The sequence below is a fragment of the Clostridium sp. genome, from assembly GCF_051654825.1.
Classification (GTDB): domain Bacteria; phylum Bacillota; class Clostridia; order Clostridiales; family Clostridiaceae; genus Clostridium.
Map to the genome: position 1 here is coordinate 1 of NZ_JBOFYU010000220.1, position 17,993 is coordinate 17,993.

A 17,993-nucleotide genomic window follows, 5' to 3' on the forward strand; every position below is an offset into this window, starting at 1 on the left:
GCAGGTATTTTTGCTGCATTATTATTAGCCGAAAAAGGTTATAAGCCTTTGGTAATAGAGCGTGGAGAAGATGTTGATAAAAGAACAATAACTGTTGATAAGTTTTGGGAAACAGGCGAGTTAAACTTAGAATCAAATGTTCAGTTTGGTGAAGGGGGAGCAGGAGCCTTTTCAGATGGAAAGTTAACAACAAGAATAAAGGATACTAGATGTGATTATGTTTTAAAAGAACTTGTTAAAGCTGGAGCACCAGAGGAAATTACATATATAGGAAAACCACATGTAGGAACAGATTTATTAAAAGAAGTTGTTAAGAATATAAGAAAAAAAATAATAAGTTTAGGTGGAGAAGTTAGATTTTCTTCAAAACTAGAAATAATCAATTCAAAAGATGGAAAAGTAGAAAGTATAGTTGTAAATGGTGAAAATATTAAATGTGAAAATTTAATATTAGCAATAGGGCATAGTTCAAGAGATACATATACTATGCTAAATGATATAGGCGTGTTTATGGAGCCAAAGGCATTTGCAATTGGTGTTAGAATAGAGCATCCGCAAACTGTTATAAATAAGAGTCAATATGGTGATGCTCATGAACATCCAAGATTAAAGGCAGCAGAATATAGACTAACATATCAAAGTAAAAAATTAGAAAGAGCAGTTTATTCATTTTGCATGTGCCCAGGAGGAGTTGTAGTAGCTGCAGCATCAGAAGAAAATAGGCTTGTATCAAACGGAATGAGTTATCATGCTAGAGATTTAGATAATGCTAATTCAGCTTTAGTTGTAACAGTTGGACCAGAAGATTTTGAAGGAGATTCAGCATTAAGTGGAATGGAATTCCAAAGACATTACGAAGAATTAGCATATAAATTAGGCGGAGGAAATCATAAAGCACCAGTTCAATTAGTTGGAGACTTTATGAATGATAAGGTAAGTGAGAAGCTAGGTAAGGTTACACCAAGTTATACTGCTGGATATGTATTTAAAGATTTAAGAGAATGTCTGCCATCATATGTAGTAGAAGCCTTAAAAGAAGCAATAGTTGAATTTGATAGAAAAATAAAAGGATATGGAAGTGCTGATGCAGTTTTAACTGGAATAGAAACAAGAACTTCAGCACCAGTTAGAATAAAGAGAAATGATGGACTAGAAAGTATATCATTTGAAGGTTTATATCCAGCAGGTGAAGGAGCTGGTTTTGCAGGTGGAATTATTTCAGCAGCAGTTGATGGTTTAAAAGTAGCGGAAAAAATAATAAATAAGTATAAACCATTAACAAAATAATAGATATTTAGTAAAAAAAATGAAATAATTTAGAAGGAATATTCTGAAAACTTAGGTTTTCAGAATTTTTTTTGTTACAATATAAATAAAAGGAAATATTTGTAGTTTAAACTTAATTGTAGTAAATTTAACAAACTTTCCATATTTAAATTATAGTTAGAGATAAAATTATAAAAGGTATAACGAGGGGTGCAAGGAAGAATGAGTAGGAATTTTAATGACTTATTAGTAAAGCTAAAGGGATGTAACAAAAAGAAGGTAGCAGTTGCAGTTGCTCAAGATGAACCAGTTTTAGAAGCAGTAAAAGCAGCTAAAGAAAAGGATATAGCTGAGGCTATACTTGTTGGAGATGAGGATCAAATTAGAGAAATAGCAAATAAAATTGATATGGATCTTTCACAATTTGAAATCATTAATGAAAAAAATATTGCAAAAGCGGCTTTAAAAGCTATCGAATTAGTATCAAGTGGTTCTGCAGATATGGTTATGAAAGGATTAGTTGATACAGCAACATTCTTAAGAAGTGTATTAAATAAAGAAGTTGGATTAAGAACAGGTAAGTTAATGTCTCACGTTTCAGTATTTGAAATAGAGGGAATAGATAGATTAATATTATTAACTGATGCAGCATTTAACACATATCCAGATCTAAAAGCAAAAGTTCAAATATTAAACAATTCAGTTGGAGTTGCAAAGGCTTGTGGTATAGATACACCAAAGGTAGCTCCAGTTTGTGCAGTAGAAGTTGTTAACCCTGATATGCCAGCAACAATAGATGCATCATTATTATCAAAGATGAGTGATAGAGGACAAATAAAGGGTTGTATCGTAGATGGACCTTTAGCATTAGATAATGCTTTATCAGAAGAAGCAGCACATCATAAAGGAATAACAGGACCAGTAGCTGGTAAAGCAGATATAATATTATTACCAAATATAGAAACAGCTAATGTTATGTATAAGACTTTAACATATACATCAAATTCAAAAAATGGAGGACTTTTAGTTGGAACATCAGCTCCTGTTATATTAACTTCAAGAGCTGATAGCTTTGAAACTAAAGTAAATTCAATCGCACTTGCAGCATTAGTTGCTGAATCAAATAAATAATATAATATAAATAGGGTGGAGAGAGAATATTATGGCGTACAAATTGTTAATTATTAATCCAGGGTCAACATCAACAAAGATTGGAGTATATAATGGGGAAGAAGAACTTTTTGATGTAACTTTAAGACATTCAGCAGAGGAAATTGGTCAATATGCTACTATATATGAGCAATTTGGTTTTAGAAAAGAAGTAATATTAAATGCATTAAAAGAAAAGAACTTTGATATAACAACATTAGATGCAGTAGTAGGTAGAGGTGGGATGTTAAAACCTATCGAGGGTGGAACTTATGCTGTTAATGAAGCTTTACTAGAAGATTTAAGAGTTGGGGCATCAGGTCAACATGCTTCAAATTTAGGTGGAATAATTGCTAATGAAATTTCAAAAGAGTTAAATATACCATCATTTATAGTAGATCCAGTTGTAGTTGATGAGTTACAAGATGTAGCAAGATTTTCAGGAGTTCCAGATCTTCCTAGAAAAAGCATTTTTCATGCATTAAATCAAAAGGCTGTTGCTAAAAGATATGGGAAAGAGTCAGGAAAAGGCTATGAAAATGTAAATGTAATAGTTGTACATTTAGGTGGCGGAGTTTCAGTTGGGGCTCATAAAAATGGAAGAATCATTGATGTTAATAATGCATTAGATGGAGATGGACCATTTTCACCTGAAAGATCAGGAGGAGTTCCTTGTGGAGATTTAATTAAACTTTGCTTTAGTGGAAAATATACTGAAAAAGAAATATATAGCAAGATAGTAGGAAAAGGCGGTTTTGTATCATACTTAAATACTAATGATGCTAGAGAATTAGAAGATTGGGTATCAGAAGGTAGAGAAGATGCTATAGAGTTATATGAAGCATTTGTTTATCAAATAGCTAAATCAATAGGAGAAATGTCTACAGTACTTGAAGGTAAAGTTGATACTATAATAGTTACTGGTGGAATAGCTTATTGGAAAGGGTTAATAGAAAATCTTAAATCAAAGGTTGAATGGATAGCTCCAATAACTGTATATCCAGGAGAAGATGAGTTATTAGCATTAGCTCAAGGTGCAATTAGAGTATTAGGCGGAGAAGAAACTGCAAAAGAATACAAATAATAAGATTTATAAATATAGAAGCTAAGGAGTTAACTTCTTAGCTTTTATTGTTATACAAAATAAAACTAATTCAATAAAACGGGAGGACGAAAAAATGACATTAAAATTGCTAATAATTAATCCAGGTTCAACATCAACTAAAATAGGTGTATATGAAAATGAAGAGGCTATATTAGTTGAAACTTTAAGACACTCTTCAGAAGAAATAGGAAAGTATGAAACAATTTATGATCAATTAAATTTTAGAAAAGATGTTATTTTAGGAATACTTAAAGAAAAGAATTTTGATATTAATACTTTAGATGCAATTGTAGGTAGAGGTGGAATGCTAAAACCTATGGAAGGAGGAACTTACTCTGTAAATAACAAAATGCTTGAGGATTTAAAAGTTGGGGTTCAAGGACAACATGCATCAAATTTAGGTGGAATACTATCATATGAAATAGGGAAAAAATTAGATGTTCCATCATTCATTGTAGATCCTGTAGTTGTTGATGAATTAGAAGATGTAGCAAGAATATCAGGAGTACCTGAGCTTCCAAGAAAAAGTAAATTACATGCATTAAACCAAAAAGCTGTAGCAAAGAGATATGGTATAGAGTCAGGTAAAGGTTACGAAAATTTAAACCTTTTAGTTGTACACTTAGGTGGAGGAGTATCTGTAGGAGCTCATAAAAATGGTAGAATTATAGATGTTAATAATGCATTAGATGGAGATGGGCCTTTTTCACCAGAAAGAGCTGGATCAGTTCCAGTAGGTGATTTAATAAAAATGTGTTATAGCGGTAAATATACAGAGCAAGAGGTGTATAGTAAAATAGTTGGAAAAGGTGGATACGTAGCATATTTAAATACAAATGATGCTAGAGATGTTCAAAAATTTATACAAGAGGGTAATAAAGAAGCAGAATTGATATATGATGCTTTTATTTATCAAGTATCTAAATGTATAGGTGAAATGGCAACAGTTTTATGTGGAAATGTCGATTCAATAATAGTAACTGGAGGAATTGCATATTCAGAAAAGGTTATTAGTGATATAGAAAGTAGAGTAGGATTTATAGCTCCAATAACTGTTTATCCGGGAGAAGATGAATTATTAGCATTAGCTCAGGGTGCAATTAGAGTATTAACAGGAAAAGAAGAATCTAAGGAATATAAATAAGTATAAAAATAATTATTAAGGTTAATATAGTAATGTGGTCAATAGACGATGCTTAAATATAGTTATTATTGACCTCGGCATTATATCTTTTGATATAATGCTTTTATTTTGCTCTTTATAAGATAAATTAGCGTTAAGAGTGTGGAGAGAGGGGGATTGTATTGATAACATCAATGAATATAAATAATAAGATGACAATGCTATCAGAAATGAGAAATGACACAATATTTCAGATTTTAGAATACGATAATTTAGATTCAGGGATAAACTTAGAGCTTATAAGAAAGGGCAAAAATATTAAATTAAGGCAAGCTAGAATTATATTAGAGGATAGTAGAATTAAAATTGGTCCTGGATTATTAAGTTATATGAAGGGTGAAATTAATGTTAGCAATAAATCAGGAGGTGTCAAGGGGTTAACTAAAAAGATATTTGCTAATAAAAATAAGAAGCAATCTGAGTTTAAATTAACGCTTGAAGGGACAGGGGAAATATTTTTAAAGCCATCATTTAATTATTATGCATTATTAGAGTTAGAGGATGAAACAATTGTAGTTAAGGATGAATTATTTTGCGCATGTGAGGATAGTGTAGAAGTTAATTTAGAACTAGAAAATAGTTTTACTAGTGAAACTAAATTAAGTGGAAGTGGAATAGTATTGTTGTTGATTCCAGTACCTGAAAGTGAAGTGCTACGCTGTAAAATGTATAAAGACACTTTAAAGATTGATGGAGATTTAGCTTTATTAAGAACAGCAAATATAGAATATACAGTAGAAAAATCTGAAAGTGAAATGGTAGGAAGTATTTTAAATGGTGAATTCATGATTAATATTTATAGAGGAATCGGAGAAGTTTGGATAGCACCAACCAAAAATATTTATGAGGATATTTTAGATGATAAAGAATTAAATAAAGAAGAAATTTATAGCGAATAAGAGTGTTAAAATACTGCTTCAATGCAATACAGTTGTAAACTAATAAATAAATGGGTATAATTAGTATAAGCAAAAGAAGATTAAGGAGTGAGTTCAATGAGTACAGTGATTAGCAAGCTGAAGAATGATGAACTTGATTTATTTTTTGAAGCAGTTTTAAAACTTCAAAATATTGATGAATGTTATAACTTCTTTGAAGATGTTGCAACTATTAATGAGCTTAAGGCATTAGCACAAAGAATTCATGTTGCAACTATGTTAAAGGAGAAAAGGGTATATACTGAAATAGCAGAAAAAACAGGTGCTAGTACAGCTACAATAAGTAGAGTAAATAAGTGTTTAAATTATGGTACAGGTGGCTATAACTTAGTATTAGATAGAATTGAAGAATCTAAATAATTATTTGATTATAGAACATATATTGTTCAGTTAGTTGTAAAAGGTATTAAAAAAATGTATACTTGAACTTGATACAATATAAACAATAGAAAAGGTGAGGTAAATATATGGGTAGAATGTTTGGAACAGATGGAGTAAGAGGGGTTGCTAACACAGAATTAACAGCTCAATTAGCATATAACTTAGGAAGAGCAGGAGCTTATGTTTTAACTGAAGGAACACATAAACCTAAGATATTAGTAGGAAAAGATACAAGAATATCAGGAGATATGTTAGAGTCAGCTTTAGTTGCTGGAATATTATCAGTTGGGGCAGAAGCCGTTATTTTAGGGGTAGTTCCAACACCAGCAGTAGCACATTTAACAAGAGAATATAATGCAGATGCAGGGATAATGATTTCAGCATCACATAACCCAGTTGAATATAATGGAATAAAGTTCTTTGATAATAAGGGATATAAATTACCAGATGAATTAGAAGATGAAATACAAAGAGTGATAGAAACAGGATTTGAGGGTGTACCTAGTCCAGTAGGGCATGATTTAGGTAGATCAACAGCTGATTTAGGAGCTCTTGATGAATACACAAACTATGCAATGTCAACTATTCCTGTTGATTTAAAGGGAGTTAAAGTAGCATTAGATTGTGCTAATGGTGCATGTTATAAGTCAGCAGTAAAGGCTTTTAGAGAGTTAGGAGCTGAAGTTTATGTAATAAATGATAATCCAGATGGAACTAACATAAATGAAAAATGTGGTTCAACTCATCCAGAAGAGTTAATGGATTATGTTGTTAGAAAAGGTTGTGACTTAGGATTTGCCTTTGATGGTGATGCAGATAGATGTTTAGCAGTAGATGAAAAGGGAACTTTAATTAATGGAGATTTCATTTTAACTTTATGTGCAAAATATCTTAAAGATTTAGGAAAACTAAAGGATGATACTTTAGTTGTTACAGTAATGAGCAATTTAGGATTAGATATAGCATGTAAATCAGAAGGAATAAATATCATTAAAACTAAAGTTGGAGATAGATATGTTTTAGAAGAAATGATTAAGGATGGATATGTTCTAGGTGGAGAACAATCAGGACACATCATATTCCTAGATTATAATACTACAGGAGATGGATTAGTTACAGCTCTACAAATTGCTGCTATTAAAAAGAGAAGTGGAAATACTTTAAGTGAATTAGCAGGAATAATGAAAGAGTTACCACAAGTATTAGTAAATGCTAAGGTTCCAAATGATAAAAAAAATATATACTTAGAAGATGCTGAAATAGTTAAAGCTATTGAAGAAATAGAAAATAAACTAAATGGTGTTGGAAGAGTATTAATAAGACCATCAGGAACTGAGCCATTAGTAAGAGTTATGCTTGAAGGTGAAAACCAAGAGGAAATAGATAAAATGGCACATGATTTAGCAGATATGATATTAGCAAAGATATAATAAAAGAAAAGCTACACTATTAAAATTAATTTTAATAGTGTAGCTTTTTATTATAATTAGAAAAAATATTGATCGAAAATCATAAAAAAATATTTCTATAATATAATAATAAAACGAGAAAATGTTTAATAAACAAAAATATATATCCAAAAATATTTGACAAATTGATTATATATTAGGTTTTTTTATAGTAATTTGGTAAAATATATATAGCAAGTAAACCATTTAATAATAAAAATAGTAAAAATTACAAAAGATGTTGACACTATTGAATTTAAATAGTAAAATTTTAACAATACAAAATTTAATATGTCCTTAGAATTTTAAAATGCTTAGACGGAGACGTTTTTTTAGAAGAAAAGTTACAGAGAGTCCATGGGAGGTGTGAATGGATACTTTTACTAAATTATTATCACTCCTGAGCAGTATCTTGAAAGCAATATTTTTGCAAGTAGGCGATTACCGGTATGCACCGTTAAAGGCAGGGGTTTGATAGAACCTAGTGACATTATTAAGGCGGATTTAATACCACTAATATTGATCAATATCATTAGAGGTGGTTTTTTTACACAATTTTTTAAGGGGGCGATAATATTGGAAAGACATGTCTTATCAGTATTAGTAAAAAATTCATCAGGGGTATTAACAAGAGTTTCAGGTCTTTTTGCAAGACGAGGATTTAACATTGATAGCTTAAGTGTTGGTAGAACAGAAAATCCCGATATTTCAAGAATGACTATAGCTTTAATGGGGGGAGAAGAGGTATTAGAACAATTTATAAAACAATTAAATAAGGTTGAAGAAGTTCTAAGAGTCTTACAATTAAAGCCTGAAGAATCAGTATATAGAGAGTTAGTTTTAATAAAGGTTAAGGCAACCCCTGAAAATAGATCAGCTATAAACGAAGTTGTCAAAATATTCAGAAGTAAGATTATAGATGTTGCACCTAACACATTAACAATAGAGTTAACAGGTGATGATAGCAAGATAACTGCATTAATTAAGTTAATGGAGGAGTATGGAATTCAAGAATTAGTTAGAACCGGTATTTCTGGGCTAGAAAGAGGAGATAAAGATATAACTAATTATGGTGAATACTTTAATTAACTAAAAATAAGCGTTATTTAATAAAGGGGGTGTACTATGACTAAGCGTAAAGTAGATATATTTGACTCAACACTAAGAGATGGGGCTCAAGGTGAAGGAATATCATTTTCCTTAGAGGATAAGCTGAAAATAGTAAAAGCTTTAGATGAGATAGGGGTATCTTATATAGAAGCTGGAAATCCAGGTTCTAATCCAAAGGACATGGAGTTTTTTAAAAGAATAAAGGAATTTAAACTAAGTAATTCTAAGGTTGCTGCATTTGGATCTACAAGAAGACCTAATATAGAATCTTGTGAAGATGTAAATTTAAAGAAAATATTAGAAGCAGACACTGATGTTGTAGTGATATTTGGAAAGGCCTGGGATTTTCAAGTCGTTGATATATTAAAAACTTCTCTAGAAGAAAATTTAAATATGATAAAGGATTCTATAGAGTTTTTAAAAGAAAAAGATAAAGAAGTGATTTTTGATGCAGAACATTTTTTTGATGGATATAAATCAAATAGTGAATATGCAATAAAAACATTAGAAGTAGCAAAGCAATCTGGGGCAGATATAATTGTTTTGTGTGATACAAATGGTGGAACATTACCTTCAGAGGTAAAAAGTATTGTAGAAGATGTATCACTAGAAATTGGGGGCAAAATAGGAATTCACTGTCATAACGATATTGGAATGGCAGTGGCAAATTCAATAATAGCAATAGATTCAGGAGCATCTCACATTCAAGGAACTTTTATTGGGGTAGGAGAAAGATGTGGAAATGCAAATTTAAGTGCTATTATTCCAACATTAACATATAAAATGGGATATAAATCTATAAGTGACGATGCATTGATAAAATTAACATCAACATCAAGATTTATAGCAGAAATATCTAATATTTCATTACAAGATGAAATGCCTTATGTAGGAAACTCAGCTTTTTCACATAAGGGTGGAATGCATATAGATGCAGTATGTAAGGCAACCAATTCATATGAACATATAAAACCAGAGCAAGTAGGTAATACAAGAAGATTTCTAGTGTCAGAAGTAAGTGGTAAAAGCACAATTCTAAAAGAAATACAAAAGATTTTTCCAAGTATAACAAAAGAAAGCAAGGAAGTTCAAATGGTTACTGATAAGCTTAAAGAATTAGAATATCAGGGATATAAATTTGAGGGAGCAGATGGAACAGTAGAATTATTAATTAGAAAAACCATAGGTAAATATGAACCGTTTTTTAAATTAAATCATTTTAAAACTATGGGAGAGCAGCCATCAAGTAATGGAGATTTTAGTTCTACTGCGTTAATAAATATAACAGTTGATGGAAGAAACAAAATGACTGCAGCAGAAGGCGATGGGCCTGTAAATGCATTGGATAAAGCATTAAGAGAAGCTTTAGAATCATTTTACCCACAATTAAAAAATGTGAGATTAGTAGATTACAAGGTAAGGGTTTTAGATTCTCAAAGTGCAACAGGAGCTAAGGTAAGAGTATTAATGGAATCAACAGATGGAGTTGAAAATTGGAGTACAGTTGGGGTATCACGAGATGTTGTACAAGCCAGCTGGATAGCTTTAGTTGATTCTATTGAATATAAACTAATAAAAGATATAGAGAGAAAAGTAAGGATGTACTTTTAAAATAAGGGGGCTAAAAACATGGCAATGACGATGACACAAAAAATATTAGCGGCTCACGCAGGATTAGAAAGCGTAAAAGCAGGACAATTAATAGAGGCAAATTTAGATTTAGTTTTAGGAAATGATATAACATCTCCTGTAGCTGTAAAAGAATTTAATAAGTTTAAAGTAGATAGAGTATTTAATAAAGATAAAATAGCAATAGTTCCAGATCATTTTACACCCAATAAGGATATAAAGGCTGCAGAGCAATGCAAATTTATTAGAGAATTTGCAAAGGAAAAAGAAATAACAAATTTCTTTGAAGTTGGGGAAATGGGAATAGAGCATTGTTTATTACCTGAAAAGGGATTAGTAGTTGCTGGTGATGTAGTAATTGGGGCAGATTCTCATACTTGCACATATGGAGCTTTAGGAGCTTTTTCAACAGGGATAGGTTCAACAGATATGGCAGCTGGAATGGCAACAGGAAAATGTTGGTTTAAGGTTCCGTCAGCATTAAAGTTTATTCTTAAAAATAAGCCTGCTAAATGGGTAAGTGGAAAAGATATAATTCTTCATATCATAGGAATGATAGGTGTAGATGGTGCTTTATATAAATCTATGGAATTTGTTGGTGATGGTTTAAAATATCTTTCAATAGATGATAGGTTTACTATGGCAAATATGGCTATAGAAGCTGGTGGGAAAAATGGTATATTCCCAGTTGATGATACAACAATAGAGTATTTAGATGGACATGCTAAAAAAGAGTGGAAGGTATATGAAGCAGATGAAGATGCTGAATATGATGAAGTATTTGAAATAGATTTAAGTACCTTAAGACCAACAGTGGCATTCCCACATTTACCAGATAACACAAGAACTATAGATGAAGTTGGGGATATAGATGTAGATCAAGTAGTTATAGGTTCTTGTACAAATGGTAGAATATCAGATTTAAGAATTGCAAGAGATATTCTTAAGGGAAATAAGGTTAAAAAGGGAATTAGATGTATAGTTTTCCCAGGAACTCAAAAGATTTATTTAGAAGCATTAGATGAAGGAATAATAAAGGATTTAATTGAAGCAGGAGCAATAGTTTCTACTCCTACATGTGGACCTTGTTTAGGAGGACATATGGGGATATTAGCTAAGGGAGAAAGAGCTATATCTACAACAAATAGAAATTTTGTAGGTAGAATGGGACATGTTGAGTCAGAGGTATATTTAGCAAGTCCAGCAGTAGCAGCAGCTTCAGCATTAAAAGGTAAAATTACAAATCCGGAATTATTATAATAGGGGGAAAAGTTATGAAGGCAAAAGGAAGAGTTTTTAAGTATGGAGATAATGTAGATACAGATGTAATAATTCCAGCAAGATATTTAAATACATCAGATCCAAAGGAATTAGCAGCACATTGTATGGAAGATATAGATGTTGATTTTGTTAAAAAAGTAAATAATGGAGATATTATAGTTGCAAATAAGAATTTTGGATGTGGTTCATCAAGAGAGCATGCTCCAATAGCTATAAAAGCTAGTGGTGTTAGCTGTGTAATAGCATCAACATTTGCAAGAATATTTTATAGAAATTCTATAAATATAGGATTACCTATAATTGAATGTGATGAAGCAGTAAAAGCTATAGAAGCAGGAGATGAATTAGAGGTTGAATTTTCAACAGGTGTTATAAAAAATTTAACTAAAAATCAAGAATATAAGGGAGAAGGATTCCCTGAATTTATGCAAAAAATAATTAATAATGATGGTTTAATAGGATATATAAAAAGCAATAAGTAGCAAAACAAGGGGGCAAAAAAATGAATTTTAAAATAGCAGTTATTCCTGGTGATGGAATAGGTCCAGAGGTAATAGAACAAACAGTTAATGTCTTAAATTTAATTGGGGATAAATTTGGACATGATTTTAAATATGAGTATTTATTAGCTGGAGGGTGTGCTATAGATGAAAAAGGTACACCTCTACCAGATGAAACTTTAGAGGCATGTAAAAATTCAGATTCAATTTTACTAGGAGCAGTAGGTGGACCAAAGTGGGATGATCCTAATGCAAAAATAAGACCAGAGCAAGCTTTATTAGGTCTTAGAGGTGGATTAAATCTTTATTGTAATTTAAGACCAGCATTATTATATGCTCCATTAAAGGATGCATCACCATTAAAGGACAGTATAATAGGTAATGGAATTGATATATGTGTTGTAAGAGAGTTAACAGGTGGAATTTACTTTGGAGAAAGAGGAAGAGAAGAAGTAAATGGAATACAAGGTGCTTATGATACAGAAAGATATAATGTAGGTGAGGTTAGAAGAATAGCAAAAATAGCTTTTGATACTGCAATGAAAAGAGGTAAAAAAGTTACTAGTGTAGATAAGGCTAATATATTAGAAACTTCAAGGCTGTGGAGAGGTGTTGTAGAAGAAGTATCAAAGGACTATCCTGAAGTTGAAGTAAATCATATGTATGTTGATAATGCAGCAATGCAATTAGTAAGATATCCACAGCAGTTTGATGTAATAGTAACTTCAAATATGTTTGGAGATATATTATCTGATGAAGCAAGTATGATAACAGGTTCAATAGGAATGCTTCCATCATCATCTTTAGGAGAAGGAAAGCTTGGAATGTATGAACCTATACATGGAAGTGCTCCAGATATTGCAGGAAAGGGAATAGCCAATCCATTAGCAACAATATTATCAGCGGCTATGATGCTTAGATACAGTTTTGATCTAGAAGAGGAAGCTTCATTAATAGAAAAATCAGTAGTTCAAGTATTAGAATCTGGATATAGAACTGGAGATATAATGAGTGAAGGAATGAAACTTGTTGGAACTAGTGAAATGGGAGAATTAGTGATAAATAAGATAAAAAATTAAAGGGGTGTAACATATGAGAAGTGATAGAGTAAAAAAGGGTGTAGCTAGAGCTCCACATAGGTCATTATTTAAAGCATCTGGTCTTACAGATGAAGAAATAAATAAGCCTTTAATAGGGGTTGTTACATCACAAAATGATGTTATTCCAGGTCATGTAAACTTAGATAAAATAGTAGAAGCTGTAAAAAAGGGAGTATTAATTTCAGGAGGTACACCTTTAGTATTTCCAACTATAGGAGTATGTGATGGTATTGCTATGGGACATGAGGGAATGAGATATTCACTAGCAACTAGAGAACTTATTGCTGATACAATAGAATGTATGACAATGGCACATGGTTTTGATGCATTAGTATTAATACCAAATTGTGATAAGATTGTACCAGGAATGGTAATGGCTGCTTTAAGATTAAATATTCCAGCAGTAATAGTTAGTGGTGGACCAATGCTTGCAGGTAAGTTTAAAGGTCAAGATGTATCACTTTCAACTATGTTTGAAGCAGTTGGCATGTTTGAAAATGGAGCAATGCTTGAAGGTGATTTATGTGAATTAGAAAATAGAGCATGCCCTACATGTGGATCATGCTCCGGTATGTTTACAGCTAACTCAATGAATTGTTTATCAGAGGTTTTAGGACTTGCACTACCTGGAAATGGAACAATACCAGCAGTTTATTCAGAAAGAATAAGGCTAGCAAAATATGCAGGTATGGCAGTGATGAATTTATTAGAAAATGATATTAAGCCAAGAGATATAATAAATGAAAAATCAATAAAAAATGCTTTAACAGTAGATATGGCATTAGGTTGTTCAACTAATAGTGTGCTTCATTTAACTGCAATAGCTAATGAAGCAAAGGTTGAAATGAATTTAGATATAATAAATGAAGTATCATCTAAAACGCCAAATTTATGTAAGTTAGCTCCAGCGTCAGATACTCATATAGAAGATTTATATTGGGCTGGAGGAATACAAACAGTAATTAAGGAGCTTTCTAAAAAGGATTTAATAAATCTAGATTGCATAACAGCAACAGGAAAGACTCAAAAGGAAAATATAAATAATGCTAAGGATAATGACTATACTGTTATAAAAAATATAGAAAATCCATATAGTGTTACAGGCGGAATACAGGTACTAAAAGGAAACTTAGCTTTAGATGGTGCTGTAGTTAAAAAATCAGCAGTATTACCGGAAATGCTAAAGCATGAAGGACCTGCTAAAGTCTTTAATTCAGAAGAAGAAGCTATTGAAGCAATTTTAGGAAAGAAAATAGTTAAGGGTGATGTAGTAGTTATTAGATACGAGGGACCAAAAGGTGGACCTGGAATGCGTGAAATGTTATCACCTACATCGGCTATAGCAGGAATGGGACTAGATAAATATGTTGCATTAATTACAGATGGAAGATTTAGTGGTGCAACAAAAGGGGCAGCAATAGGACATGTTTCTCCTGAAGCAGCAGAAGGTGGAATAATAGCATTAGTTAATGATGGAGACATGATATCAATAGATATTAAAAATGGTAAATTAGATCTTTTGGTTAGTAATGAAGTTTTAGATGAAAGAAGAAAGACTTTAGTTATTCAGGAACCAAAAGTAAAAGAGGGGTATTTAGCAAGATATGCTAAACTAGTAAGCTCGGCAAATACTGGGGCAGTATATAAGTAGTTAAAATCATAAAAGGAGGGGGTTATTGTGTTATTAACTGGGGCAGAAATATTAATTAAAACTCTTATTGATGAAGGTGTAAAAACTATATTTGGATATCCAGGTGGATCAGTTTTAAATATATATGATGAATTATATAAGTATAGCAATGAGATAGATCATATCCTAACTAGCCATGAACAAGGGGCAGCCCATGCAGCTGATGGTTATGCTAGAGCTACAGGAAAGGTTGGTGTTTGTTTAGCAACATCAGGACCTGGAGCTACAAATTTAGTAACAGGTATAGCTACTGCATATATGGATTCAGTTCCTATGGTAGCAATAACAGGAAACGTTCCTAAATCATTATTAGGGAAGGATAGTTTTCAAGAAGTTGATATTGCTGGAATTACTATGCCAATAACAAAGCATAATTATATAGTTAAAAATATAGATGATTTACAAAATGTAATAAGAGAAGCCTTTTATATAGCAAAAGAAGGAAGACCGGGACCGGTTCTTATAGATATTCCTAAAGATATAACTGCTGCAAAAGCAAAATATGTTAAAAGAGAGCCAAAGGCTGTTGAAAGAAAAGACAAGCATATTACAGCTAAATCAATAGAAGATATTGCAGCGTTAATAAACGAATGTGAAAAACCACTTATTTATGCAGGTGGAGGAATAAATATTTCTGAGGCTACAGAAGAACTTAAATTATTTGCAGAAAAAATAAATTCTCCAGTAGCAACTTCGTTAATGTGTACATCAGCCTTTCCTTGCAATCACCCACTTTATACAGGTATGATTGGAATGCATGGAACAAAGGCATCAAATCTTTTAGCAACAAAGTGTGATTTATTAATAACCTTAGGAGCTAGATTTAGCGATAGAGTTATAAGCAATCAAGATCATATAAAAAATGCAAAAGTAATCCATATAGATGTAGATCCAGCAGAAATAAATAAAAATATAAGAGTAGATTCCTTTTTAATAGGGGATTTAAAGATAGCGTTAAGTAGATTAATAGAAGTAGTAGATGCAAAGAAAAATAATGAATGGATTAAAAAGTTAAATGATTTTAAAGCACTACAAAAAACAGATAATGTAGAAGCGGGTGAATTAACACCAGAATTCTTATTTAAAAAATTAGATAAGTTAGATAAAGGAGACTTTATTATAACAACAGAAGTTGGTCAACATCAAATGTGGGCAGCTCAATATTTCAATTATAAATCTCCAAGAACATTTATTTCCTCAGGTGGATTAGGAACCATGGGATTTGGATTGGGAGCATCTATAGGAGCACAAATAGCCAAGAAGGACAAGCAAGTGTTTAATATTGCTGGGGATGGTAGCTTTGGAATGAATTGTAACGAAGTTGCTACAGCAGTAAAGAATAACTTACCATTAATAATAATAATAATGAACAATAATGCATTAGGAATGGTAAGACAATGGCAAGGATTCTTTTATGAAGGAAGATATTCAGCTACAACTTTAGATAGATCAACAGATTTTGTAAAGTTAGCAGAGGCATTTGGCGCAAAGGGATTAAGAGTAAATAAAAAAGAAGATTTAGAAAATATATTGGTAGAAGCAATAAATACTGAGGGTCCAGTAATTATTGATTATATAATAAATAACGATAAAAAGGTATTTCCAATGGTAGCACCAGGTGCACCAATTAATGAAATAATAAGCGAAGAAGACGTAAAATAATCAGGGGGTATGAACAATGGCAAAAATGTATTATGAAAAGGACACAAATTTAGAATTATTAAAAGGAAAGAAGGTTGCTATAATTGGTTATGGTAGCCAAGGACATGCACATGCATTAAATTTACATGAAAGTGGAGTAGATGTAGTTGTAGGTCTTTATGAAGGAAGTAGATCTTGGAATAGAGTAAAGGAAGCAGGATTAGAAGTAGCTACAGTTTCAGAAGCTGCTAAGGCTGCTGATGTTATAATGATATTAGTACCAGATGAAAAACAAGCTGTTATATATAGAGAAGAAATAGCACCATATCTTGAAGAAGGAAATGCATTAGTATTTGCACATGGATTTAATATTCACTACACACAAATAGTTCCACCAGAAAATGTAGATGTATTTATGTGTGCACCTAAGGGACCAGGACATATGGTAAGAAGAACTTACACAGAAGGTTCAGGAGTTCCTTGTTTAATAGCAGTTCATCAAGATGCAACTGGAAATGCAAGAGATTTAGCTTTAGCTTATGCTAACGGTGTAGGTGGAGCAAGAGCTGGTATATTAGAAACAACATTTAGAGATGAAACTGAAACAGATTTATTTGGTGAGCAAGCAGTATTATGTGGAGGATGTACTGCACTTATAAAGGCAGGATTTGAAACATTAGTAGAAGCTGGATATGCTCCTGAAAATGCATACTTTGAATGTTTACATGAAATGAAATTAATTGTAGATTTACTATATCAAGGTGGAATGAGTATGATGAGATATTCAATTTCAGATACTGCTGAATATGGTGATTACATGATTGGAAATAGAATTGTAACAGAAGAAACTAAAAAAGAAATGAAAAAGGTATTAAAGGAAATCCAAGATGGAACATTTGCTAGAAATTGGTTAATGGAAAATATGGTTGGAAGACCAAACTTTAATGCTATTAGAAGAAATGAATCAGAGCATCAAATTGAAACTGTAGGAAAAGAATTAAGAGAAATGATGAGTTGGATTGATACTAAGAAATTAGATTAATTTAATTTTAAGTAAAAGATATATAACTTATAAACTAAGTTATATGTCTTTTTTCTATTATTAGTTAAAATAATAGATGATTTTACATATATATTTCCTAAGAAATAATAAAAGATTAAAAATGGTGAAAGATATTATTTTGTGTAAATTTCTAGAAAAAAATGTTATAATACATATTGGTACATTATAGAAATAAAGGGTTTAAAAGGGGTTAAAATGAGAGGAATATTTAGAAGATTAATAATTATAATTGTATGTATAATTGTAGTTCTAAATACAATGAATGCTACTGTGTATTCAATAGTAAATGATAAAAATAGAAACTTTAAGAGGATAACGATAGAAGATGGCTTGTCTCAATCATCTGTATATTCAATTATACAAGATAGTAAGGGATATATGTGGATAGGTACAAGTGATGGTGTTAATAAATATAATGGAACAAAGTTTGAAGTTTATAAGTATAGTGACAATAAAGAAAATAGTATAAGTGGAAATAGAGTATCTGATATAAAGGAAGATTTAGAAGG

16 protein-coding genes are annotated in these 17,993 nt (G+C 31.4%); all 16 read left to right on the forward strand.

All coding sequences use genetic code 11. The annotated features are described in order from the left end of the window. Window positions 1-1,287: NAD(P)/FAD-dependent oxidoreductase (locus ACRDBA_RS12760; protein WP_438573307.1), on the forward strand; the 1,287-nt coding region annotated here is incomplete at its 5' end. Between the two features lie 201 nt (window positions 1,288-1,488). Continuing rightward, the gene (gene ptb / locus ACRDBA_RS12765) at window positions 1,489-2,397 is read left to right on the forward strand and encodes a phosphate butyryltransferase (protein WP_438573308.1); all 909 of its coding nucleotides are present in this window, start codon (window positions 1,489-1,491) and stop codon (window positions 2,395-2,397) included. A 31-nt stretch (window positions 2,398-2,428) separates the two neighbouring features. Next, window positions 2,429-3,499: a butyrate kinase gene (gene buk, locus ACRDBA_RS12770; RefSeq protein ID WP_438573309.1), complete on the forward strand. Its 1,071-nt coding sequence runs from the start codon at window positions 2,429-2,431 to the stop codon at window positions 3,497-3,499. 94 nt (window positions 3,500-3,593) lie between these two features. Further along, window positions 3,594-4,664, forward strand: coding sequence for a butyrate kinase (buk, locus tag ACRDBA_RS12775; RefSeq protein ID WP_438573310.1), 1,071 nt, complete (start codon window positions 3,594-3,596; stop codon window positions 4,662-4,664). Window positions 4,665-4,825: 161 nt separating this feature from the next. Beyond that, a complete protein-coding gene (locus ACRDBA_RS12780; protein WP_438573311.1) occupies window positions 4,826-5,602 on the forward strand; it encodes an AIM24 family protein in 777 nt (258 codons plus the stop codon). Window positions 5,603-5,698: 96 nt separating this feature from the next. After that, the gene (locus ACRDBA_RS12785) at window positions 5,699-6,001 is read left to right on the forward strand and encodes a YerC/YecD family TrpR-related protein (protein WP_438573312.1); all 303 of its coding nucleotides are present in this window, start codon (window positions 5,699-5,701) and stop codon (window positions 5,999-6,001) included. Window positions 6,002-6,108: 107 nt separating this feature from the next. Next, complete coding sequence (gene glmM, locus ACRDBA_RS12790) at window positions 6,109-7,452, forward strand: phosphoglucosamine mutase (RefSeq protein WP_438573313.1); 1,344 nt, start codon at window positions 6,109-6,111, stop codon at window positions 7,450-7,452. Between the two features lie 594 nt (window positions 7,453-8,046). Continuing rightward, a complete protein-coding gene (gene ilvN, locus ACRDBA_RS12795) occupies window positions 8,047-8,559 on the forward strand; it encodes an acetolactate synthase small subunit (protein WP_438573314.1) in 513 nt (170 codons plus the stop codon). A 36-nt stretch (window positions 8,560-8,595) separates the two neighbouring features. After that, window positions 8,596-10,191 (forward strand): citramalate synthase, encoded by a 1,596-nt coding sequence (gene cimA, locus ACRDBA_RS12800; RefSeq protein WP_438573315.1) that lies wholly within the window; start codon window positions 8,596-8,598, stop codon window positions 10,189-10,191. An 18-nt stretch (window positions 10,192-10,209) separates the two neighbouring features. Beyond that, window positions 10,210-11,469: a 3-isopropylmalate dehydratase large subunit gene (leuC, locus tag ACRDBA_RS12805; protein WP_438573316.1), complete on the forward strand. Its 1,260-nt coding sequence runs from the start codon at window positions 10,210-10,212 to the stop codon at window positions 11,467-11,469. A gap of 14 nt (window positions 11,470-11,483) precedes the next feature. Next, on the forward strand, window positions 11,484-11,972 hold the full coding sequence (gene leuD, locus ACRDBA_RS12810; protein ID WP_438573317.1) for a 3-isopropylmalate dehydratase small subunit: 489 nt from the start codon (window positions 11,484-11,486) through the stop codon (window positions 11,970-11,972). Between the two features lie 20 nt (window positions 11,973-11,992). Beyond that, window positions 11,993-13,069, forward strand: a complete 1,077-nt coding sequence (gene leuB, locus ACRDBA_RS12815) for a 3-isopropylmalate dehydrogenase (RefSeq protein WP_438573318.1) — start codon at window positions 11,993-11,995, stop codon at window positions 13,067-13,069. A 13-nt stretch (window positions 13,070-13,082) separates the two neighbouring features. Next, a complete protein-coding gene (gene ilvD, locus ACRDBA_RS12820) occupies window positions 13,083-14,741 on the forward strand; it encodes a dihydroxy-acid dehydratase (protein ID WP_438573319.1) in 1,659 nt (552 codons plus the stop codon). 27 nt (window positions 14,742-14,768) lie between these two features. Continuing rightward, window positions 14,769-16,442: a biosynthetic-type acetolactate synthase large subunit gene (gene ilvB, locus ACRDBA_RS12825; RefSeq protein WP_438573320.1), complete on the forward strand. Its 1,674-nt coding sequence runs from the start codon at window positions 14,769-14,771 to the stop codon at window positions 16,440-16,442. Between the two features lie 16 nt (window positions 16,443-16,458). Further along, entirely contained in the window at window positions 16,459-17,463 is a 1,005-nt protein-coding gene (ilvC, locus tag ACRDBA_RS12830) for a ketol-acid reductoisomerase (RefSeq protein WP_438573321.1), read from the forward strand. Window positions 17,464-17,679: 216 nt separating this feature from the next. Beyond that, window positions 17,680-17,993, forward strand: a 314-nt coding sequence (locus ACRDBA_RS12835; RefSeq protein WP_438573322.1) for a two-component regulator propeller domain-containing protein, incomplete at its 3' end; no start/stop codon positions are given.